Here is a 20919-nt window from a genome sequence, read left to right as displayed (position 1 = left end):
GTTTTCATGACGACATTGAACGGCAAGACCGCCCTGGTCACCGGCTCCACCAGCGGCATCGGCCTGGGCATTGCCCTGAGCCTGGCCAAGGCCGGCGCCAACCTGATCCTCAACGGCTTCGGCGATGCCAGCGGCGTGATCGCCCAGGTGCAGGCGTTTGGCGGCAAGGTCGGGCATCACCCGGCAGACGTCAGCGACCCGGCGCAGATCGCCGAGATGCTGGCCTATGCCGAGCGCGAATTCGGCGGCGTCGACATACTGGTCAATAACGCCGGCATCCAGCATGTGGCGGCGGTGGAAGATTTTCCGGTGGAGCGCTGGGACTCGATCATCGCCATCAACCTGTCATCGGTGTTCCACAGCACGCGCTTGAGCCTGCCGGGCATGAAGGCCAAAGGCTGGGGGCGCATCGTCAATATCGCCTCGGTGCACGGCCAGGTGGGTTCGGTGGGCAAGGCGGCCTATGTGGCGGCCAAGCATGGGGTGATCGGCCTGACCAAGGTTGTGGGCCTGGAAACCGCGACCAGCAACGTGACGTGCAACGCGATTTGCCCGGGCTGGGTGCTGACGCCGCTGGTGCAGAAGCAGATCGACGATCGCGCGGCCAACGGGGTGAGCCCGCAGCAGGCGCAGCATGATCTGCTGGCGGAGAAACAACCGTCGCTGGAGTTCGTGACACCGCCGCAGCTGGGTGAGCTGGTGCTGTTTTTGTGCAGTGAGGCCGGTAGCCAGGTGCGTGGCGCGGCGTGGAATATTGATGGTGGTTGGTTGGCCCAATAACCCCCAAACACTGGAGATCAAAAATGTGGGAGGGGGCTTGCTCCCGATAGCGGTGGGTCAGTCAATGAATGTGCAAACTGAAACACCGCCATCGGGGGCAAGCCCCCTCCCACATTGGAACTCTGTTGTTTGGAAGAACGAGAGACCCCGCAATGTCCGACATCCTCTGGCAACCCTCCCCGGAACGCATCGCCAACACGCGCATGGACCAGTTCCGCCGCTACATCAATGCGCACCACCACCTGCAGCTGGGCGACTACCCCGCCCTGCACCAGTGGAGCATCGACCAGCGCCCGGATTTCTGGAAGGCGATCGTGGCGTTCTTCGAGGTGCAATTTCGCAGCCCGCCCAGCGCCACGTTGATCGAGAGCGCCGACATGCCCAGCGCCCAGTGGTTTCCCGGCGCTACCCTGAACTTCGCCGAGCACTTGCTGCGCCGTCGCGACGATCACCCGGCGGTGGTTGCCATCAGTGAAGACGGCCAGCGTGAACAATTGAGCTACGCGCAATTGGCCGAACATGTCGCCGGCCTGCAAAACAGCCTGCGCTCGGCCGGTGTCGGTGTGGGTGACCGTGTGGCGGCGTGCATGCCCAATACCTGGCAAACCCTGGTCGGCATGCTCGCCACCACCAGCCTCGGGGCAATCTGGTCGTGCTCGTCACCGGACTTCGGCACCCAAGGCGTGATCGACCGTTTTGGCCAGATCGAACCCAAGGTACTGATCACTTGCGCCGGTTATCGTTACGCCGGCAAGACCCTCGACCAGAGCGCCAAGCTCAATGAAATCCTCGCACGGCTGCCGTCCCTGGAACACTTGATCATCGTCCCCTACGCCCGCCCTCAGGCGCAGGTCACGGATTACCGCACGCCCGCACGCGTCGCGCTGTGGAGCGACTTCTACCAACCCGGCGGCACGCCCGAGTTCGTCGCGGTGCCGTTCGATCACCCGCTGTATATCCTCTATTCCAGCGGCACCACCGGCGTGCCCAAGTGCATCATTCACGGCACCGGCGGCGTACTGCTCACCCATCTCAAGGAACATGGCCTGCATGCCGACCTGTCCCGTGAAGACTGCCTGTTCTACTACACCACCTGCGGCTGGATGATGTGGAACTGGCTGGTGTCGGTGCTGGCCCTGGGCGCCACGGCGGTGCTGTATGACGGTTCTCCGTTTCATCCGGGCCCGCAACGCTTGATCGACCTGATCGACGCCGAACGCATCAGCGTGTTCGGCACCAGCCCCAAGTTTCTCGCCACCCTGGAAAAGGCCGGGCTGCAACCGCGCCTCAGCCACGATTTGCGCAGCCTCAAAGGGTTGATCTCCACTGGGTCGCCGCTGTCGCCCCAGAGCTACGACTACGTGTACCGCGAGATCAAGGCCGAGCTGTGCCTGTCGTCGATGTCCGGCGGCACCGATATTGTCTCCTGCTTCGTGATCGGCAACCCGGTGTTGCCGGTGCGCCGTGGCGAAATGCAGTGCAAGAGCCTGGCGATGGCTATCGAAGTGTGGGACGAGCAGGGCCGCCCACTGGTCGGCGAGAAAGGCGAATTGGTGTGTACCCGGCATTTTCCCGCCATGCCCATCGGGCTGTGGAACGACCCGCAGCAGCAAAAGTTGCGCGCCTCGTATTTCAGCCAGTTCCCCGGCGTGTGGGCCCAGGGCGACTACGCCGAGCAACGTCCCAACGGCAGCCTGCTGATTCATGGCCGCTCCGATGCGGTGCTCAACCCTGGCGGCGTGCGCATCGGCACTGCCGAGATCTATCGCCAGGTGGAAAAAGTCCCGCAGGTACTGGAAAGCCTCGCCATCGGCCAGCGCTGGCAGGACGACGTGCGCGTGGTGCTGTTTGTGCGCCTGGCTGACGGTGTCCAGTTGGATGAGGCGCTGGAGCAGCAGATCCGCCAGGTGATCCGCGCCAACACCACGCCGCGCCACGTGCCGGCGAAAATCCTCGCGGTCGCCGATATCCCGCGCACCATCAGCGGCAAGATCGTCGAATTGGCAGTGCGCAATGTGGTCCATGGGGAACCGGTGAAAAACACCGATGCGCTGGCCAATCCCGAGGCACTCGAACACTTTCGCGACCGCCCTGAGCTGGCGTGACAGATGAAAGGTTTCAGCCCCGATACGGCGTTTTGCAGAAAAACCGGCAATGCGTGCTATTTTTTGAGGTAGCCACCCGTCGTTGTCTCTTGGAATAATGGGTGTTGTCATTTTTCAAAGCGTGATACGCAAGGCTTTTTCATGAATGGAACATCCACCGGTAGCGACGCCGCGGCAATGATCGAGCGGCTGGACTGGGCGCAAAGCCCCCTCGGTGAGGCCAATGATTGGCCGCAAAGTCTGCGCACCGCCGTGGATATCGTGGTGCATTCGCCCATGCCGATGCTGCTGCTCTGGGGCGAGCAGCTCACCCAGCTGTATAACGATGGTTTCGCCCGCCTGGCTGGCAACAAGCACCCCGGCGCCCTGGGCCAGCCGGTGCATGCGACCTGGCCGGAGCTGCAAAGCTTCGCCGCGCCGGTCTACGACGCGGTGCTCAGCGGCCAGGTGCGCACCTTCAGCGAGCAGCGTTTCGTGCTGCAGCGCGACCAGCGCGACACCGAGATCTGGCTTGACCTGACCTACAGCCCGGTGCGCGATGAAAGCGGCCGCGTAGCCGGCATCCTGGTCACGGCCATCGAAACCAACGAGCGGCGCAGCAAGGCCCTCGAACTGCAGCAGCGCTCCGAAGACAGCCTCAAGGCCCAGCACAACACCGAGCAACGACTGCAACTGGCCCTGGCGGCGACCGACGCGGTAGGCACCTGGGACTGGGACATCGGCGAAGACCAGTTTATCGCCGACGCACATTTCGCTTACCTGCACGGCGTCGACCCCAATGACGCCGGCCTGCTGCCCATCAGCGCCTACCTGCTCGGCGTGCATCCCGAAGACCGTGGCACGGTCACGCGCAGCATCAAGCATTGCATCACCTTCGGCACCGAATACGCCGAGGAATACCGCCTGCTGCAAGCCGACGGCCAGGTACGCTGGGTGTTTGCCCGTGGCCGTTGCTACAAGGACCCGCAAGGCCGCCCCGCCCGCTTCCTGGGTGCCGCGCTGGACCTCACCGAGCGCAAGCACACCGAGCAGGCGCTGCGTCAAAGCCAGACCGAACTGCAACTGATCATCAACGCCATGCCGGTGCTGATCGGCTATGTCGACCACGAGCAACGCTTTCGCTTGAACAATAGCGCCTACCTCGACTGGTACGGCAAGACGCCCCAGGAGCTGTACGGCAAGACCATTCGCGAAGTGCTGGGCGACGAGGTGTACGCCGGGCGCGAAGACAAGATCGCCGCCGCGCTCAACGGCAAGGCGTGCAGCTTCATGACCGTCACGCCGCATCGCGATGGGCGGCCGCGCCACGCGTTGATGAAGTACCTGCCGCGCTTCAGCACTGACGGCTCGGTGAACGGTTTCTATATCTTTGTGATCGACGAGACCGAACGCAAACTCACTGAAGAAGCCCTGCGCCATCTCAACGAAAACCTCGAAGAGCGCGTGGCCCAGCGCACCCAGGCGCTGGCCGAGGCCAACCAGCGCCTGCACAACGAAATGTTCGAGCGCGAGCGGGCTGAAGACGCGCTGCGCCACGCGCAGAAAATGGAAGCCGTGGGCCAGCTCACCGGCGGTATCGCCCACGACTTCAACAATATGCTCACCGGCATCATCGGCAGCCTCGACCTGATGCAACGCTACATTGCCGCCGGCCGCAGCGAAGACATCGGCCGCTTTGCCGATGCCGCCGTGGCCTCCGCCCACCGCGCCGCCGCCCTAACCCACCGGCTGCTGGCGTTCTCGCGGCGCCAGTCGCTGGACAAGCGCCCCACCGATCCCAACCAGTTGGTGGCGTCCCTGGAAGATCTGTTCCGCCGCACCAAGGGCGCGCATATCACGCTCACCGTGCAGCTTGGCAAAGACATCTGGCCGGTGAACACCGACGCCAGCCAACTGGAAAATGCGCTGCTCAACCTGGTAATCAATGCCCGTGACGCCATGCCCGACGGCGGTGAACTGCTGATCGAAACCGCCAACAGCTATCTGGACGGCACCGATATCACCACCCTGGAGCCGGTCAAGGCCGGCGACTACGTGATGCTCGGCGTGCGCGACAACGGCAGCGGCATGGCGCCGAAAATTCTTGCCAAAGCCTTCGACCCGTTTTTCACCACCAAACCCATCGGCCAGGGCACCGGCCTGGGCTTGTCGATGATCTACGGCTTTGCCCAGCAATCGGGGGGCCACGTGACTATCCAGAGCGAACCGGGCCAGGGCACCTGCGTGCGCCTGTACCTGCCGCGCCTGCACGGCACTGCGCTGGAAAGCAGCCTGCCCGCCAGCCTGGCCGAAGCGCCGCTGGCCCTGGCCGGCGAAGCGGTGGTGGTGGTCGAGGACGACCCGGCGGTGCGCATGCTGGTGGTCAATCTGCTCGATGAACTGGGTTACACCGCGCACCAGGCCGCGGACGCGCGCACGGCGCTGCCGTTGCTGGAATCGGATTTACGCGTCGACCTGCTGGTGACCGACGTCGGCCTGCCGGGCATGAACGGCCGGCAACTGGCGGAAATCGCCCGCCAGCACCGGCCGGGGCTGCGCGTGCTGTTCATGACCGGCTACGCCGAAAAAGCCGCCGAGCGCCAGGGCTTTCTGGAGCACGGCATGGACATGGTGGCCAAACCGTTTTCCATTGACCTGCTGGCGACCAAAATCCGCAGCATGATCGGCGTCGATGCCTGAGTTCAGGCATAATCGCGCGCCGTCGCACACCTGGTAGAAATCGATGAAAGCCCAAGCCCGTCATATCCTGGTGAAAACCAGCGAAGAAGCCGAACAGCTCAAGCAGCGCATTGCCAAGGGCGAAGCCTTTGATGTGCTGGCCAAGAAGTACTCCACTTGCCCGTCGGGCAAGCGCGGCGGTGATCTGGGTGAAGTGCGGCCAGGGCAGATGGTTGGGGCCATTGATGCAGTGATCTTCAAGAAACCGCTGCGGGTGGTGCATGGGCCGGTCAAGAGCAAGTTTGGCTATCACTTGGTGCAGGTGTTTTACCGGGACTGAGGGGTTGGCTTTACACCGTTATCGGGGGCAAGCCCCCTCCCACATTCGACTGCATTCTTTCAGTTAAAACGCGGTTAACTGTGGGAGGGGGCTTGCCCCCGATCCGCCGCAGGCGGCATTCACCTGGGTATCAAAGCACCCGGCACCTGAATCACACGACTCGCCAACCGATGCCCGGCCAAAGCAGCCTGCTCCGGCGAACCGCCCTTGAGCCGACCAGCCAAATACGCTGCGCTGAACGAATCCCCCGCTGCCGTGGTGTCCACTACCTTCTCCACCTTCAACGCCGGCACAGCAAAGCGCTCGCCGGCGCAGCGGATCAAACAGTCATCCGCGCCGCGCTTGAGCACCACCTCCTCAATCATCGGGTAGGCCGCAAACACCTGCTCGCTGTCGGCATAACCGAACAACGCGCGCTCGTCGTCCTCGGTGAGCAAGGCGATATCCACCTCGCCCAACACGCGGTGATACGCCGCGCGGGCCGCCTCGATGTTCGCCCACAGACGCGGCCGGTAGTTGTTGTCGAATACGACCTTACCGCCGCGACGCCGGGTTTCGATCAGACTTTCGAGTAAACGCTCACGCCCGATTTCCCCCAGCACCGCCAGGGTGATGCCGCTGAAATACACCCAGTCATAGCCCGGCAGGGCTGCCAGGATCGGCTCGGCGGCCGGCGTGGTAAAACAGTCGCGCACAGCCGCTTCGTTGCGCCAGTAGAGGAATTTGCGCTCGCCGTTGGCGTCGGTCTGGATGCAATACAAACCCGGCAAACGCCCGGCCAGGCGCTGGACCATGCCCAGTCCGAGGCCTTCATCAGCCCACTGTTGGCACATGGCATCGCTGAAACTGTCATCGCCCAGGGCGGTGACGTAATCGACAGTGCCAAGATCGCCCAGCTCGCGGCGCAGGTACACCGCCGCGTTCAGGGTGTCGCCGCCGAAGCTCTGGTGCAGGCTGCCGTCGGCGCGGTGTTGCAGTTCGATCATGCATTCGCCGATCAGGGCGATGCGCGGTTTAGTGGTCATGGCTGCTGTCTCGGTGGGGCTGATGGACTCATCGGGGGCAAGCCCCCTCCCACATTTGGAATGCATTCCCCTGTGGGAGGGGGCTTGCCCCCGATAGGCGCGACTCGGTCTAGAAGCAGGTGCGCAGGGACTCGATCACCCGCAGTTGCTCATCCACCAGGCAACCCACCTGCCACTTATCGAAGGTCAGGCATGGATGGGAAGTACCAAACGAAATGATGTCGCCAATGCGCAGTTCAACCCCAGGCGCCACGGTCATGAACGCGTGTTGGTCCATCACGGCGGTCACCTGGCACGCGCTCACATCATCGCCCTCGGCCGGTAAAATTCCGGCCTTGTAGCGCTTGAGCGGCACCGGCAGACCGGCATCGTAGGCTACGTCGCGCTTGCCCAGGGCGATTATCGCAAAGCCCGGTTCCGGCAACGATTGCACATGGGCCCAGACTTCCAGCGCCGGGCGCAGGCCTTCGTTGAGGTCGCTGCGACGGTCAAGCACACAGCATTGCGCGTCTTTGTAGATGCCATGGTCGTGGGCCACGTAGCTGCCGGGGCGCAGGACGCTGAGGAAGCGGCCGGCGGCATTCTGCGCCTCGAACGATTCGGCAATCAGGTCATACCAGGCCGAACCCGACGCCGTTACGATTGGGGTGGGCAGGTCGAAATAGCCGTTGTCTTGCAGGTCTACCGCCTGGCGCACCAGGCTGGCCGCGAACGCGCGAATGCCGCTGATCGCCTGATCGCCATGGATCACGCCTTCATAGCCTTCAATACCGGTAAGGGCCAGGGCCGGCTGGGCCTTGATCGCCTCTGCCAGCTCGCGCACTTGCTGCTCGCTGCGGCAACCGCAACGGCCACCGACCACGCCGTACTCGATCATCACGTTCAGGCGCAGGCCACGGGCCGCGAAGAACAGGCCGAGGTCGGCAACGTTGTCCGGATGGTCGACCATGCAGTGAAAATCGAAATCCGGGTCGGCCAGCAGGTCGGCGATCAGCGCCATGTTCGGCGCGCCAACCAGTTGGTTGGCCATCAGCACACGGCGCACCCCGCCGGCGTAGGCGGCGCGGGTCTGCACCGCAGTGGCCAGGGTAATGCCCCAGGCGCCCTGCGCGAGCTGACGCTGAAACAGCGCCGGCATCATGCTGGTCTTGCCATGTGGCGCCAACTGCGCGCCGCTGTCACTGACGAATTGCTGCATCCAGCGAATGTTGTGTTCCAGGGCCTCGCGGTGCAGCACCAGGGCCGGCAGGCTGACATCGCGGACCAGGTGAGCGCCAACGGCGGCGGCGCCTTTTTCAACGGCATTGAAGGCAGACATGGGAAATTCCTACTCGTTGATGCGCCGGGCCAGGTTATTGGCGCTGTCGATCAGCACCCGGCGGTAGTCGTGATAGTTTTTGCTCGCATCGGCCCGCGGGGCGACGATGCACAGCGTCGCAATGCTGACGCCCTGCGCGTCGCGCACCGGGGCGGCAAAGCAGTGGGTGAAGGTGTCGGCCACGCTGTCGAAGGAAAAGAACCCGTCGAGGGTGGCCTGGCGGATCTGCGCCAGAAAGGTCTCCACGGGCAGGCGCAGGCCATCCGGCAGGATGAAATCGTCGGGGTCGATCAGGTCGATGATTTGCCGGTCGCTCAAGTGCCCGAGCAGCAGGCGCCCGGAGGCGGTCCAGGGGATCGGCGCGTTTTCGCCGATATCCGAGGAAATACGAAAATGCCGCTGGCCTTCGCGCATCAGCGCCACCGTGTACTTGCGCCCGTTGAGCAGGCACATCTGCGCGGTTTCGTGGGTCTGGCTGACGATCTCCTGCAAGGCGTGGTCGGCCTCGCGGGTCAGGTCGAAGTGGCGCAGGTGCGCCTGGCCTAGGAAGTACAACTGGCGTCCGAGGTAGACGTGACCGTCCTTGCCCACGGTTTCCAGGATGCGCCGCTCGAGCAGCGAGGCGACCAGTTCGTAGACCGTGGACTTGGGGCTGCCGATGCCGCTGGCGATATCATTCGGGCGCAGTGGCTGGCCGATTTCCTTGAGAAAATCGAGGATATCGAACGCACGGTCCAGGCCTTTGGCGCGGCGTTTGATGGTGTCTTCGGTCATGGCAGTGTTAAGTCCTGACAAGGTGTGTGCTGCACAGTGATCCCCTGTGGGAGGGGGCTTGCCCCCGATGGCGGTGTGCCAGTAGGTACATTTGTTGCTGATACACCGCTATCGGGGGCAAGCCCCCTCCCACATTTGATCCATTGTGGCTTCAAGAGTGGGGCAATTTAGCCTTTTTTCTTGTAGGCCACGCAATCGATCTCCACCTTGCAGTCCACCATCATGTTGGCCTGCACACAGGCGCGCGCCGGGGCGTGTTCCGGGGTGAAGTATTCGCCGAAGACTTTGTTGAAACTCCAGAAATCCCGTGGGTCTTCCAGCCATACGCCGACGCGCACCACGTCTTTCAATTCGTAGCCGGCCTCTTCCAGAATCGCCACTACGTTGCGCATCGTCTGGCGGGTTTGTTCGATGATGCCGCCATTGATGATTTCACCGTCCACCGCCGGCACCTGGCCCGACACATACAACCAACCATCGGCTTCCACCGCACGGGCGAAAGGACGCGGCTGGCCGCCGCCGGCGGTGCTGCCGGTACCGTAACGAGTAATGCTCATAAAATAGCTCCTGATTAAAAACGAATGCTCTTGAGAAATTCCGCCAGACGCGGTGACTGCGGCCGCTCGAAGATGTCCTTCGACGAGCCCTGCTCTTCGATGCGGCCCTGGTTCATGAAGACGATTTTGTCCGAGACCTCATAGGCAAAGCGCATTTCGTGGGTGACCAGCAACATGGTCATGCCCTCCTCCGCCAATCCCTTGATTACGCTGAGCACTTCGCCCACCAGCTCCGGGTCGAGGGCCGAGGTGACTTCGTCGAACAGCATCAGGCTGGGGTTCATGGCAATGGCCCGGGCAATCGCCACGCGCTGTTGCTGGCCGCCGGACAACTGGCCGGGGAAGTGATTGCGACGTTCCAGAAGTCCCACACGGTCGAGCCATTTTTCCGCGAGCGACACGGCCTCGTCCTTAGGCATTTTCTTAACTTTCAACAAACCCAGGGTCACGTTCTGCAAGGCGGTCAGATGCGGGAACAGGTTGAACTGCTGAAACGCCATGCCGGTCATGGCGCGGTGCTGGGCGATCACCCGCTCGGGGTGACGCACGCGCTTGCCGGCCACGTCGCTGTAGCCGATGGACGCGCCATCCAGGGTAATCTGCCCGCCCTGGAATTCTTCCAGCAGGTTGACGCAACGCAACAGGGTGGTCTTGCCCGAGCCACTGGAACCGATCAAGGTCACCACGTTGCCACGCTGCAGGCTCAGGTCGACGCCCTTGAGCACTTCAACGTCCCCGTATTGCTTGCGCAGGCCACGAATGTTCAGCAACGGTTCGATTGTTTGAGGTTGATTCATGGCAAGGCCACCCGCTTTTCAATGTAGCGCCCGAATAACTCGATGGCGTAGTTGATGACAAAGAACATGAAGCCTGCGAACAGGTAGAACTCCAGGGTCATGAAGGTGCGCGCAATGACTTGCTGGGTGCTCAGCAGCAGCTCGGCCACGCCGATCACCGAGAGCAAGGTCGAGGCCTTGACGATTTCCGTGGAGGAGTTAACCCAGGTCGGCAGGATCTGCCGCAGCGCCTGGGGCAACAGCACGTAGCCCAGGGACTGGTAGAACGTCAGGCCAATTGCCTTGCCCGCTTCCAGTTGCCCACGGGGGATGGCCTGCAGCGCACCGCGCACGATTTCCGCGACATGGGAGCCACAGAACAGCGTGAGCCCGACCGCGCCGGCCTGGAACGCACTGATTTGCCAACCGAGCGCCGGCAGCATGTAGAAACACGCCAGCACCAGCACGAATACCGGCGTGCCACGAATCAGGTCGACATACAGGCGAAACGGCGCACGCATCCAGAACTTGCCGTAGGTCAGCACCAGCCCGGCGAAGATACCGATCAGGGTGCCGAAGATAATCGCCAGCGCCGAGCAATAGAGACTGGTCTGGAACCCGGCCCACAGCGTCTCCCGGGCGATCCACAGTTCATGCAGCCAGCTAGGGGATTCGTACATGGAAAACCCTCCTTAACGACGGATCGCCAGACGCTGTTCCAGATAACGGAGCAGCATGGCAATGAGGTAACAGGCGGCCACGTAGAGCGCCGTCGTCACCAGCCAGGTTTCGATCACCCGGTAGCTTTCGACGTTGATCTTGCGGGCGTAATAGGTCAGCTCCGGCACTGCAATCGCAGCGGCCAGCGAGGTGTCCTTGAACAGCGAGATAAAGTTGTTCGACAGCGCCGGCAGCACGTTGCGCAGCATCACCGGCACGGTGATATACGCGCGAATACGCCACTCCCCCAGGCCGATCGCCAACCCGGCTTCGCGCAAGCCCTTGGGAATGTTCAACAGCCCGGCGCGGAACACTTCGGTCAGATAAGCCCCGGCGTACAGCGACAAGGTGATGATGAACGAGGGAATTTTATCCAGGCGGATCCCCAGCGACGGCAAGGCAAAATAGATCAACAGGATCAGCACCAGGATCGGCGTATTGCGCACCACCGTCACATACACCGAAGCGAACACACGCAACGCCCGGTGCCTGGACAGCATGGCAAACGCCATCAGCAGGCCGATCACGCAGCCGATGGCGATCGACAGCAAGGCCAACTGCAGGCCCAGGCCGAGCCCCGCCAGCAAGGTGTCGAAATCACGCCATACGGCGGCAAAGTTCAACTGATAGTTCATGGTCGGCAGTACCTGAGTGGGGCGCCGTCAAGCACGCCCCGATTGTTCTGGATCACTTGAATTCCACAGGAAAACCAATCGCCGGCTCTGGCAGGTCCACGCCGAACCATTGCTTGAACGACGCCTTGTAGGCGGGAAATTCAACGCCGGTCATGGCTTCATGCAGCGCGGTATTGACGAAGTTCAGCCAGTCCTGGTCGCCACGCTTGACCGCGCATGCGTAGGTCTGCGGGCTCCAGGCGTAGGCCGGGCTGCGGTAGCGGCCGGGGTTCTGCACCATCAGGTATTTGACCGAAGACTGATCGGTGGCGGCGGCATCGGCGCGACCGGAGTTCACGGCCTGGTACATCAGGTCGACGCTGTCGTACTGATCGACCTTGGCCTTGGGCAGCGCCTGGTGGACCAATTCTTCGGCATACACGTTCTGCAGCACGGCCACGGTGACACCATCGCCCGCCGCCTGCAGGTCTTCGATTTCCTTGTACTTGCTGTTGTTCGGCAGCAGCACGCCCACGCCTTCGCGGTAATACGGCAGGGTGAAGGCCACTTGCTGCGCACGGCTGGCGGTGACGGTGATGAACTGGCAGCTCATGTCGACCTTGTCGGTCAGCAGGTTGGGAATACGTGCGTCGGAAGACTGCACCACGTACTCGACCTTGCTCGGGTCGTTGAACAAGCCCTTGGCCACGATGCGGCCGATGTCGATATCAAACCCCTGCAACTTGCCATCCGCTCCCTGGAAGTGCCACGGCGCATTGGTACTGCCTGTACCCACGATGAGGTGCCCACGCTTGAGCACATCATCGAGCTTGCTGTCCGCTGCCTGCGCGAGGCTGGCAACGGTAGCCGATGCGGCGAAGAGAAAAACACACGCTTTGAACACGGAAGGTCGGTGATGCATGACAAGCACTCCAGGAGTTGTGTATTCCGCTATACCGGAACTTGGTATGTAACAACGGAATAGACAGCAGAAAGTGTGCCATAGGCGCAGGAAGAAAAATATGCTGGAGGTAAACCCTTTATGGATCAGCAAGATAGTCATCGAAGCGTTTTACGGCGTTGCACCATCACCTGAGTCACGCTGCTACTCAATGCCCCACAACGATGTTACTGCGCACCAACTGTGCGCCCTTGGACTAACCTGTAGAGCGAGCAAGCTCCTAGATGAAAGGACCCGCGATGAAATTGAGCCTTGGCCTGTTAATCCTGTGTTTTCTGGTGGCCGGCAACGCCCTGGCCAGCAACGACCGCCGCGACTGCAAGGAAGAATTGCAAAAACTCAAGGAAGCCTTCGACACCAACTATACCAGCCAGAACCACCATGACTACCGCGACGCCAAAGCGGCCCGCGACAATGAGGAATACCGCAAGTGCGCAAGCCAGGCGCGCAAGGCACGGGAACGGCTGGAGCGTGGGCCGGACCTGTGAAGGTTGACAGTAGACGCGGGTGAGCCAGCGGCTTAGCGTTGGTCCACACCCACGCTACCGGCAGGAGATCACCATGGGCGCAGCCACGCGAACAATTTCCAGCGCCAAGGACTTCCAGCGCGTGCTGAACACACCGCGCCCCGTCTTCATCCTGTTCGTTTCAGAGCAATGCCACGCCTGCGTCAGCGCAGTGCCCTTATTCGAACAGGTTGCCTGGCAACATCCGTGGATCGTGTGCATGGTGCTCGATTGCGCGCACACCCCAAGGCACCCTGACGTTACCGGCACGCCAACGCTGCTGGTCTACGAGCGCGGCAACAGGGTGGAACTGCACAAGGGTTTCGGCCCCGTGGAGGAGCAACAGCAGTTCGTGCACGCGCTATTCATGCGCTTTGACCGGAGCAAGGCTGCAAAACCACCTGGGTCACCCGCCGCTCTTCAACCGCAGCCACCGTTAATCGCCAGCCCTCATATTCCAGGCTATCGCCCACCACAGGCAGACGATCGAGCAGGCTCATCAACAGGCCAGCCAGCGTTTGATAATCCTCGGTAGCCGCCGCCTTGAAGCCCGTGCGCTGACCGACCTGGCTCAAGTTCAAGGCGCCACTGGCGCGAAATCCGTCACCCTCCGCGACGATATCCGGCCCCTCGATTTCACTGGCGTCCGGCAACTCACCGGCGATGGACTCGAGGATGTCGGTCATGCTCAAAACCCCCATGAAGTCGCCGAATTCGTTGATCACAAAGGCGATGTGGGTGGATTCCTGACGCATCTGCTCCAGGGCATTGAGGATCGAAAAGCTGTCTAGCAGGTTGATCGCCCGACGCGCCAGATGCTCAAGGTTCGGCTCGTTGCCGGAAAGATACTCCTTGAGCAACTCCTTTTTGTGCACGAAACCCAAGGGCTCATCGACCGCGCCGTTGCGGATCAACGGCAAACGCGAATAGGACGAATGCATCAGCTTCAGGCGAATACTCTCGGGATCATCCGCCAGGTCGATGCAGTCGACCTTGGCCCGCGGGGTCATTATCGTGCGGATCGGGCGTTCGGCCAGTTGCAGCACACCGCTGATCATCACGCGCTCGCGGCGATCGAACAACGGCCCCTGCGCAGCATCCACCTCGCCCAGCATGTCGGCGACCTCTTCACCCACCTCTTCCACCGCCAGGCTGCGACCGCCGAGCAAGCGCATCACCGCGTGGGCAGTACGCTCACGCACCGGCAACACGCCTTGCGCCGATTTCTTGCGCCGCGAACGGGCGATCTGGTTGAACACTTCAATCAGGATCGAGAAGCCGATCGCCGCGTACAGGTAGCCTTTGGGAATATGAAAGCCCAGGCCTTCGGCAGTCAGCGCGAAGCCGATCATCATCAAAAAGCCCAGGCAGAGCATGATCACGGTCGGGTGTGCGTTGACGAAGCGGGTCAGCGGCTTGCTCGCCACGATCATCAGGCCGATGGACACGATCACCGCGATCATCATCACCGCCAGCTCATCGACCATGCCCACGGCGGTAATCACCGCATCGAGGGAGAACACCGCGTCGAGCACCACGATCTGCGCCACGATCGGCCAGAACATCGCGTAAGCCACATTGCCCTTATGCTGGGCCACATGCCCTTCCAGACGCTCATGCAATTCCATGGTGGCCTTGAACAACAGGAACACACCGCCGAACAGCATGATCAGGTCACGGCCGGAGAAGCTTTTGTCGAATACCTCGAACAGCGGCTGGGTCAGCGTGACCAACCAGGAAATACTTGCCAGCAGGCCCAGGCGCATCAGCAAGGCCAGGGACAAACCGATCAGCCGCGCACGGTCGCGCTGCTCCGGCGGCAGCTTGTCCGCCAGGATCGCGATAAACACCAGGTTGTCGATACCCAGCACCAGTTCCAGCACAATCAAGGTCGCCAGGCCGAGCCAGGCCGTTGGATCCGCTAACCATTCCATTTATAGAGTCTCTGTATTCAAGAATGCCGGGCACGGCAAAGCGCGGTCATGGGACCGGGACAAGGTTAGTCGATGCAATATGGGGTGCTTGTGCGGGAGTCTTGGGGAAAGACGACTGGGAGGCTCCGAGAGGGTGTTCATGCAAGTCCTGAGGTAACGAAAGGACTTGAATCCTACAGCCCAAATACGATTTGCCTACAACGCAAAACTATTACAAAACCTGTCTTCTGAACCCACACAAAACCCATGTGGGAGGGGGCTTGCTCCCGATGGCGGTGTCATCTGTCAAGATCGTGCCCACGCTCCCGCGTGGGAATGCAGCCCGTGACGCTCTGCGTCACCGGACGTTGGCGGGACGCGGAGCGTCCCGAGCGGCGTTACCACGCGGAGCGTGGGAACGATCAATCGGGGGCAAGCCCCCTCCCACATTTTGACCGGTGGTGTGTCAGGATTTTCGGGTGGCGTCGTCCAGCGCGAGGATGGTGTGGGCATTGGTGACGGTCGTTGCCAGGGTATTGATCACCCCCGACCGCAACGCCCCCAAGGTCGCCGCCGCCTTGGTGTTCTCACTGGCAATCGCCACCACGTCCGGGATGCGGAACAGTTCCTGCACCGTCAGGCCGATGACCCGCCCCTGGATGGCGTTGACCGCCGGCTGGCCGTGGATATCGATAAAGTCGTAACCCATCATGTCGCCCACCGTGCCGGACAAGCGTGCCTGGGCGATTTCCTGGGGCGAGAACCAGCCCATGCGCACCATGTTGCTGTTTTCACTCATGTCGCCGATGCCGATCAGGGCAATATCGGCGCGGCGCGCGCGGTCCAGGGTGGAGCGCACCGTGTCGTTGTTGATCAACACACCGCGCAGTTCCGGGTTGGCCACCAGCGCCGGGGCGTACAGGCTTTCACTTTCGCCACCAAAGCGCAGGGCCAGGCGCCGGCAGATATGGTCGGGGTTCATGTACTCGCCGGCCTTGAGCGAACCGCCGATGGCGCAGACAAACGTGCAGTTGCGCGTCACCGGCAGAAAGACGTTATCGGCCACCGCGCCGACGTTACGCCCCATGCCCACCGCGACGATCATGCCGTCGCCCAAGGTTTTATTCAGGTAATTGGCCACCAGGCTGGCGACGGCCGAGCGCTGGGTGTCCGGGTCGCTGTGATCGACCGCGATCAACGCGCGATCCAGCTTGAAGCGCTCGACCAGCGCCCGCTCCAGCTCGTTGTTCATCGCCGGGTGCTGCAACACCCGCACCTCGACAATGCCTTCATCGCGCGCACGCTTGAGCAAGCGGCTGACCTTGGCCCGCGACAGGTCGAAGCGCTTGGCGATGGCCTCCTGAGTGACGTTCTCGAGGTAATAGAGCATCGCCACTTCGGTCATCTGATCGATATCGCTGGCCATGCGCTGGCTACTGTCACTCATGGGGACGGGCTTCCGTTTCGGCGTCAAAGGCGCATTCTCCCGACTCTTGCCCCGCGCCGTCCACTATTGATGCCCATCGCGCTCGATCGCATTGATGCGCGCGACCTTGGCCCCCGAGCGCGCAGCCTCGAACTCCGAGGCCAGGAACGCGGTGACGACGCTCTTGGCCAGTTCAATGCCGATGACCCGCGCGCCGATGGATAGGATCTGCGCATCGTTGCTCTTGCGCGCACGCTCGGCCGAGTAGGTGTCGTGGGCCTGGGCCGCACGAATGCCGAACACTTTGTTGGCGGAAATGGCCATGCCGATCCCGGTGCCACAAACCAGCACGCCGAGACGCTGCTGCCCGGCGGTGATGGCATTGGCTACGGCCAGGGCAATGTCCGGGTACAGCACCGGCGCGGTGGAATGCGTGCCGAAATCGGTCACCGGGTAACCCAGCGCTTCGATATGCCGCTTCAACAATTCCTTGAGCTCAAAGCCCGCTTCATCGCATCCGATAGCCACCGGGAAAGGTGTGTTCATGGCGTCTGGCTCCGCTGCCGTCATCGTACTTACGACTGATCATGTGATCACTCAGTGAAATTTCGCTCAGGCATTTCTCGGGCATATGGGCTGATCTGTCAAGCTCGTTTTCATCAGAGCTCCCGCTAATGCGGCATTAAAAGCCAATACCGCCACGACAGATGAGAATGATCGCTTTCAAGTGAAAGAGATTGACTGATCAGAATTTCATTTGATACACATATGCTCACAGCGAAACATGACTGTGCGACCTAATAAGAATTCACAGCACGAGGACACGCCGATGGCCACGCCATTACTGCTCCAGGCTGAACACGTCGCCAAGGCTTACGCCGGGGTCCCTGCCCTGCGTGACGGGCGCCTCTCTCTGCGGGCCGGCAGCGTGCATGCCCTGTGTGGCGGCAACGGCGCCGGCAAGTCGACCTTTCTGAGCATCCTGATGGGCATCACCCCGCGCGACGCCGGCAGCATCCGGCTCAAGGGTGTTGCGGTGCAGTTCAACCGTCCGAGCGAAGCCTTGGCGGCGGGGATCGCGATGATCACCCAGGAGCTGGAACCCATTCCCTACATGAGCGTCGCCGAAAATATCTGGCTGGGCCGCGAACCGCGCCGCGCCGGCTGCATTGTCGACAGCAAGGCCCTCAACCGCCGCACCCGCGAGCTGCTCGAAGGCCTGGAGTTCGACGTCGACCCCACCAGCCCCATGCACCGCTTGAGCGTGGCGCAGATCCAACTGGTGGAAATCGCCAAGGCGTTCAGCCATGACTGCCAGGTGATGATCATGGACGAACCCACCTCGGCCATCGGCGAGCGCGAGGCAGAAACCCTGTTCAAGGCGATTCGCCGCCTCACTGCACGCGGCGCCGGCATTGTGTACGTGTCGCATCGCCTGAGCGAGCTGGCGCAGATCGCCGACGACTACAGCATCTTTCGCGATGGCGCCTTTGTGGAAAGCGGGCGCATGGCCGATATCGACCGCAACCACCTGGTGCGCGGCATCGTCGGCCAGGAGCTGACGCGGATCGACCACAAGGTCGGCCGTGAGTGCGCCGCCGCCACCTGCCTGCAAGTCGACAACCTGAGCCGCAACGGCGAATTTCACGACATCAGCCTGCAACTGCGCCAGGGCGAAATCCTCGGCATCTACGGCCTGATGGGTTCGGGGCGCAGCGAATTCCTCAATTGCATCTACGGCCTGACCACACCGGACTCCGGCAGCGTCACCCTGCAAGGCAAGCCCATGCCTGTCGGGCTGCCCAAGGCGACCATCAACGCCGGCATGTCGCTGATCACCGAAGACCGCAAGGACAGCGGCCTGGTATTGACCGGCAGCATTCTTTCCAACATTGCGCTGTCGGCCTACAAGCGCTTGTCGAGCTGGTCGCTGATCAACGCACGCAAGGAAACCCAATTGGCTGAAAACATGGTCAAGCGCCTGCAGATCAAGACCAGCTCCCTGGACTTGCCGGTGGCCTCCATGAGCGGCGGCAACCAGCAGAAAGTGGTGCTCGCCAAATGCTTGTCCACCGAACCGATCTGCCTGCTCTGCGATGAACCGACCCGGGGCATCGACGAAGGCGCCAAGCAAGAGATCTACCACTTGCTCGACCAGTTCGTACGCGCCGGGGGCGCGGCCATTGTGGTGTCGTCGGAAGCCCCCGAGCTGCTGCACCTGAGCGATCGCATCGCTGTATTCAAGGGCGGCCGGCTGGTGACCATCAGCAGCGACACCGCCCTTTCCCAGGAAGCCTTGTTGAGTCTTGCCTCATGAATGCCAAAACGATTGTTGCGCCCGTTACCGCCGCACCGCGCAACCGCCTGCGCCTGTCCCTCGACCGCTTCGGCCTGCCGCTGGTGTTTATCTTACTGTGCGTGGTGATGGCGTTTTCCAGCGAGTACTTCATGACCTGGCGCAATTGGATGGACATCCTGCGCCAGACCTCCATCAACGGCATCCTTGCCGTGGGCATGACCTATGTGATCCTGACCAAAGGCATTGACCTCTCGGTGGGCTCGATCCTGGCGTTTGCCGGGCTGTGCAGCGCCATGGTCGCGACCCAGGGCTATGGCCTGCTGGCGGCGGTCAGCGCGGGGATGTTCGCTGGGGCGATGCTCGGCGTGGTCAACGGCTTCATGGTTGCCAACCTGTCGATCCCGCCGTTCGTGGCCACCCTCGGCATGCTCAGCATTGCCCGCGGCATGACCTTCATCCTCAACGACGGCAGCCCGATCACCGACCTGCCCGACGCCTACCTGGCGCTGGGCATCGGCAAGATCGGCCCGATTGGCGTGCCGATCATCATCTTCGCAGTGGTCGCACTGATCTTCTGGATGGTGCTGCGCTACACCACGTACGGGCGCTATGTGTACGCGGTGGGCGGCAATGAAAAAAGCGCGCGCACCTCCGGTATCGGTGTGCGCAAGGTGATGTTCTCGGTGTACGTGGTGTCGGGCCTGCTGGCGGGACTGGCCGGCGTGGTGCTGTCGGCGCGCACCACCTCCGCCCTGCCCCAGGCCGGGGTTTCCTATGAGCTGGATGCGATTGCCGCCGTGGTGATCGGGGGTACCAGCCTGTCGGGCGGCACCGGCAGCATCGTCGGCACATTGTTCGGCGCGCTGTTGATCGGCGTGATCAACAACGGGCTGAACCTGCTCGGCGTGTCCTCCTATTACCAGCAGGTCGCCAAGGGCCTGATCATCGTGTTTGCAGTACTGATCGACGTGTGGCGCAAGAAAAAACGCTAGAGAACGACCCACAACAATAACCGGAGTTCTACTTATGAAACTGGGTACAACCTTGGCCGCTGCGGCGACCTTTACCCTGCTGGCCAGCAGTATCGCCCTGGCCGCCGATGGCAAGACCTACAAGATCGGCGCCGCCGTCTACGGCCTCAAGGGCCAGTTCATGCAGAACTGGGTCCGCGAGCTCAAGGAACACCCTGCGGTCAAGGACGGCACCGTGCAATTGACCGTGTTCGACGGCAACTACGACGCGCTGACGCAGAACAACCAGATCGAAAACATGGTGACCCAGCGCTACGACGCCATCCTGTTCGTACCCATTGATACCAAGGCCGGCGTCGGCACGGTGAAAGCCGCTATGAGCAACGACGTGGTGGTCATCGCCTCCAATACGAAAGTAGCCGATGCCAACGTGCCGTATGTGGGTAACGACGATGTCGAAGGCGGCCGCCTGCAGGCCCAGGCCATGGTCGACAAGCTCAATGGCAAGGGCAACGTGGTGATCATCCAGGGTCCGATTGGCCAGTCGGCACAGATCGACCGGGAAAAGGGCGAACTGGAAGTGCTGGGCAAACATCCGGACATCAAGATCATCGAGAAAAAAACCGCCAACTGGGACCGCGCCCAGGCGCTGACCCTTACCGAAGACTGGCTGAACGCTCACCCCAAAGGCATCAATGGCGTCATCGCCCAGAACGACGACATGGCCCTCGGTGCGGTACAGGCGTTGAAGTCCCATGGGCTGACCTCCAAGGACGTGCCCGTCACCTCCATCGACGGCATGCCGGATGCGATCCAGGCGGCGAAAAAAGACGAAGTCACCACCTTTCTCCAGGATGCCCAGGCCCAGTCCCAGGGTGCGCTGGACGTGGCGTTGCGCGCATTGGCCGGCAAGGACTACAAGCCGCAATCGGTGATCTGGGCGCGCTACGGCAACGACGTGAAATGGGGGGATGGCACGGCCAAGAACTACATCCTGCCGTGGGTGCCCGTGACGAATGCCAATGCCGATGCGCTGTACAAGCAGGTCAGTGGCGGTAAGTAGTTATAGATCGTTCCCACGCTCCGCGCGGGAATGCATCCCATGACGCTCCGCGTCATCCATCATCAGGACGCAGAGCGTCCCAGGCGGCATTCCCACGCAGAGCGTGGGAATGA

Annotated in this window: 19 protein-coding genes and 1 pseudogene; 9 read left to right on the top strand and 11 right to left on the bottom strand. The window is 62.0% G+C overall.

Annotated features, from left to right (window positions below; translation table 11 throughout):
• Positions 1-6: 6 nt before the first annotated feature.
• From C4J90_RS12110 to C4J90_RS12095, 4 genes are all read left to right on the top strand, one after another.
• Entirely contained in the window at positions 7-780 is a 774-nt protein-coding gene (locus C4J90_RS12110; protein WP_124366834.1) for a 3-hydroxybutyrate dehydrogenase, read from the top strand.
• Positions 781-932: 152 nt separating this feature from the next.
• The gene (locus tag C4J90_RS12105; protein ID WP_124419879.1) at positions 933-2885 is read left to right on the top strand and encodes an acetoacetate--CoA ligase; all 1953 of its coding nucleotides are present in this window, start codon (positions 933-935) and stop codon (positions 2883-2885) included.
• Positions 2886-3026: 141 nt separating this feature from the next.
• The gene (locus C4J90_RS12100; RefSeq protein WP_124419878.1) at positions 3027-5564 is read left to right on the top strand and encodes a PAS domain-containing sensor histidine kinase; all 2538 of its coding nucleotides are present in this window, start codon (positions 3027-3029) and stop codon (positions 5562-5564) included.
• 43 nt (positions 5565-5607) lie between these two features.
• Positions 5608-5883, top strand: a complete 276-nt coding sequence (locus C4J90_RS12095; RefSeq protein ID WP_124362615.1) for a peptidylprolyl isomerase — start codon at positions 5608-5610, stop codon at positions 5881-5883.
• Between the two features lie 119 nt (positions 5884-6002).
• Here C4J90_RS12095 and C4J90_RS12090 read toward each other — a convergent pair whose 3' ends face one another.
• The 8 genes from C4J90_RS12090 to C4J90_RS12055 all read right to left on the bottom strand — a co-directional run bounded on the left by C4J90_RS12090 (position 6003) and on the right by C4J90_RS12055 (position 12589).
• Entirely contained in the window at positions 6003-6908 is a 906-nt protein-coding gene (locus C4J90_RS12090) for a sugar kinase (RefSeq protein WP_124414552.1), read from the bottom strand.
• Between the two features lie 109 nt (positions 6909-7017).
• Positions 7018-8226, bottom strand: coding sequence for an amino acid deaminase (locus C4J90_RS12085; RefSeq protein WP_124419877.1), 1209 nt, complete (start codon positions 8224-8226; stop codon positions 7018-7020).
• Positions 8227-8235: 9 nt separating this feature from the next.
• Positions 8236-9000, bottom strand: a complete 765-nt coding sequence (locus tag C4J90_RS12080; protein WP_124419876.1) for an IclR family transcriptional regulator — start codon at positions 8998-9000, stop codon at positions 8236-8238.
• 167 nt (positions 9001-9167) lie between these two features.
• Entirely contained in the window at positions 9168-9557 is a 390-nt protein-coding gene (locus C4J90_RS12075) for a RidA family protein (protein WP_032896881.1), read from the bottom strand.
• A 14-nt stretch (positions 9558-9571) separates the two neighbouring features.
• Positions 9572-10354: an amino acid ABC transporter ATP-binding protein gene (locus C4J90_RS12070; protein ID WP_124362611.1), complete on the bottom strand. Its 783-nt coding sequence runs from the start codon at positions 10352-10354 to the stop codon at positions 9572-9574.
• Positions 10351-11013, bottom strand: coding sequence for an amino acid ABC transporter permease (locus tag C4J90_RS12065; RefSeq protein WP_124414549.1), 663 nt, complete (start codon positions 11011-11013; stop codon positions 10351-10353). Before C4J90_RS12065 ends, C4J90_RS12070 begins: the two co-directional genes overlap by 4 nt.
• Positions 11014-11025: 12 nt before the next feature.
• On the bottom strand, positions 11026-11688 hold the full coding sequence (locus C4J90_RS12060; protein WP_124362609.1) for an amino acid ABC transporter permease: 663 nt from the start codon (positions 11686-11688) through the stop codon (positions 11026-11028).
• 52 nt (positions 11689-11740) lie between these two features.
• Positions 11741-12589, bottom strand: a complete 849-nt coding sequence (locus C4J90_RS12055; RefSeq protein WP_124419875.1) for a transporter substrate-binding domain-containing protein — start codon at positions 12587-12589, stop codon at positions 11741-11743.
• A 278-nt stretch (positions 12590-12867) separates the two neighbouring features.
• Between C4J90_RS12055 and C4J90_RS12050 the strand changes: the two genes are divergently transcribed.
• Together C4J90_RS12050 and C4J90_RS12045 are read left to right on the top strand one after the other, a co-directional pair.
• A complete protein-coding gene (locus C4J90_RS12050; protein ID WP_124404000.1) occupies positions 12868-13116 on the top strand; it encodes a hypothetical protein in 249 nt (82 codons plus the stop codon).
• Positions 13117-13189: 73 nt separating this feature from the next.
• Positions 13190-13471, top strand: a pseudogene (locus C4J90_RS12045) (thioredoxin family protein); the annotation flags it as partial.
• 28 nt (positions 13472-13499) lie between these two features.
• On the opposite strand, the gene C4J90_RS12040 reads toward C4J90_RS12045, so the two are convergent.
• The 3 genes from C4J90_RS12040 to rpiB all read right to left on the bottom strand — a co-directional run bounded on the left by C4J90_RS12040 (position 13500) and on the right by rpiB (position 17019).
• On the bottom strand, positions 13500-15068 hold the full coding sequence (locus C4J90_RS12040; RefSeq protein WP_124419874.1) for a TerC family protein: 1569 nt from the start codon (positions 15066-15068) through the stop codon (positions 13500-13502).
• A 445-nt stretch (positions 15069-15513) separates the two neighbouring features.
• The gene (locus tag C4J90_RS12030; protein WP_124362603.1) at positions 15514-16494 is read right to left on the bottom strand and encodes a sugar-binding transcriptional regulator; all 981 of its coding nucleotides are present in this window, start codon (positions 16492-16494) and stop codon (positions 15514-15516) included.
• Positions 16495-16557: 63 nt separating this feature from the next.
• Positions 16558-17019: a ribose 5-phosphate isomerase B gene (gene rpiB, locus C4J90_RS12025; protein WP_124362602.1), complete on the bottom strand. Its 462-nt coding sequence runs from the start codon at positions 17017-17019 to the stop codon at positions 16558-16560.
• A gap of 283 nt (positions 17020-17302) precedes the next feature.
• On the opposite strand from rpiB, the gene C4J90_RS12020 reads away from it, so the two are divergent.
• Genes C4J90_RS12020 through C4J90_RS12010 form a run of 3 tightly spaced genes read left to right on the top strand, consistent with a single transcriptional unit; the run spans position 17303 to position 20806 of the window.
• Complete coding sequence (locus C4J90_RS12020) at positions 17303-18790, top strand: sugar ABC transporter ATP-binding protein (protein WP_124419872.1); 1488 nt, start codon at positions 17303-17305, stop codon at positions 18788-18790.
• Positions 18787-19764, top strand: a complete 978-nt coding sequence (locus C4J90_RS12015) for an ABC transporter permease (RefSeq protein ID WP_124362600.1) — start codon at positions 18787-18789, stop codon at positions 19762-19764. Before C4J90_RS12020 ends, C4J90_RS12015 begins: the two co-directional genes overlap by 4 nt.
• A 34-nt stretch (positions 19765-19798) precedes the next feature.
• Positions 19799-20806, top strand: a complete 1008-nt coding sequence (locus C4J90_RS12010; protein ID WP_124366823.1) for a substrate-binding domain-containing protein — start codon at positions 19799-19801, stop codon at positions 20804-20806.
• The last annotated feature ends 113 nt before the right edge of the window (positions 20807-20919 follow it).

The sequence above is a fragment of the Pseudomonas sp. R2-60-08W genome (assembly GCF_003852335.1).
In the GTDB taxonomy this organism is placed as follows: domain Bacteria; phylum Pseudomonadota; class Gammaproteobacteria; order Pseudomonadales; family Pseudomonadaceae; genus Aquipseudomonas.
The sequence above is the reverse complement of the archived record's forward strand: the minus strand, read 5'-3'. Positions and strand labels throughout refer to the sequence as shown.

Bases quoted from the DNA above. Each gene is read 5' to 3' on its own strand.
- C4J90_RS12110 (WP_124366834.1), top strand. From the start codon at position 7: ATGACGACATTGAACGGCAAGACCGCCCTGGTCACCGGCTCCACCAGC.
- C4J90_RS12105 (WP_124419879.1), top strand. From the start codon at position 933: ATGTCCGACATCCTCTGGCAACCCTCCCCGGAACGCATCGCCAACACG.
- C4J90_RS12100 (WP_124419878.1), top strand. From the start codon at position 3,027: ATGAATGGAACATCCACCGGTAGCGACGCCGCGGCAATGATCGAGCGG.
- C4J90_RS12095 (WP_124362615.1), top strand. From the start codon at position 5,608: ATGAAAGCCCAAGCCCGTCATATCCTGGTGAAAACCAGCGAAGAAGCC.
- C4J90_RS12090 (WP_124414552.1), bottom strand. From the start codon at position 6,908: ATGACCACTAAACCGCGCATCGCCCTGATCGGCGAATGCATGATCGAA.
- C4J90_RS12085 (WP_124419877.1), bottom strand. From the start codon at position 8,226: ATGTCTGCCTTCAATGCCGTTGAAAAAGGCGCCGCCGCCGTTGGCGCT.
- C4J90_RS12080 (WP_124419876.1), bottom strand. From the start codon at position 9,000: ATGACCGAAGACACCATCAAACGCCGCGCCAAAGGCCTGGACCGTGCG.
- C4J90_RS12075 (WP_032896881.1), bottom strand. From the start codon at position 9,557: ATGAGCATTACTCGTTACGGTACCGGCAGCACCGCCGGCGGCGGCCAG.
- C4J90_RS12070 (WP_124362611.1), bottom strand. From the start codon at position 10,354: ATGAATCAACCTCAAACAATCGAACCGTTGCTGAACATTCGTGGCCTG.
- C4J90_RS12065 (WP_124414549.1), bottom strand. From the start codon at position 11,013: ATGTACGAATCCCCTAGCTGGCTGCATGAACTGTGGATCGCCCGGGAG.
- C4J90_RS12060 (WP_124362609.1), bottom strand. From the start codon at position 11,688: ATGAACTATCAGTTGAACTTTGCCGCCGTATGGCGTGATTTCGACACC.
- C4J90_RS12055 (WP_124419875.1), bottom strand. From the start codon at position 12,589: ATGCATCACCGACCTTCCGTGTTCAAAGCGTGTGTTTTTCTCTTCGCC.
- C4J90_RS12050 (WP_124404000.1), top strand. From the start codon at position 12,868: ATGAAATTGAGCCTTGGCCTGTTAATCCTGTGTTTTCTGGTGGCCGGC.
- C4J90_RS12040 (WP_124419874.1), bottom strand. From the start codon at position 15,068: ATGGAATGGTTAGCGGATCCAACGGCCTGGCTCGGCCTGGCGACCTTG.
- C4J90_RS12030 (WP_124362603.1), bottom strand. From the start codon at position 16,494: ATGAGTGACAGTAGCCAGCGCATGGCCAGCGATATCGATCAGATGACC.
- rpiB (WP_124362602.1), bottom strand. From the start codon at position 17,019: ATGAACACACCTTTCCCGGTGGCTATCGGATGCGATGAAGCGGGCTTT.
- C4J90_RS12020 (WP_124419872.1), top strand. From the start codon at position 17,303: ATGGCCACGCCATTACTGCTCCAGGCTGAACACGTCGCCAAGGCTTAC.
- C4J90_RS12015 (WP_124362600.1), top strand. From the start codon at position 18,787: ATGAATGCCAAAACGATTGTTGCGCCCGTTACCGCCGCACCGCGCAAC.
- C4J90_RS12010 (WP_124366823.1), top strand. From the start codon at position 19,799: ATGAAACTGGGTACAACCTTGGCCGCTGCGGCGACCTTTACCCTGCTG.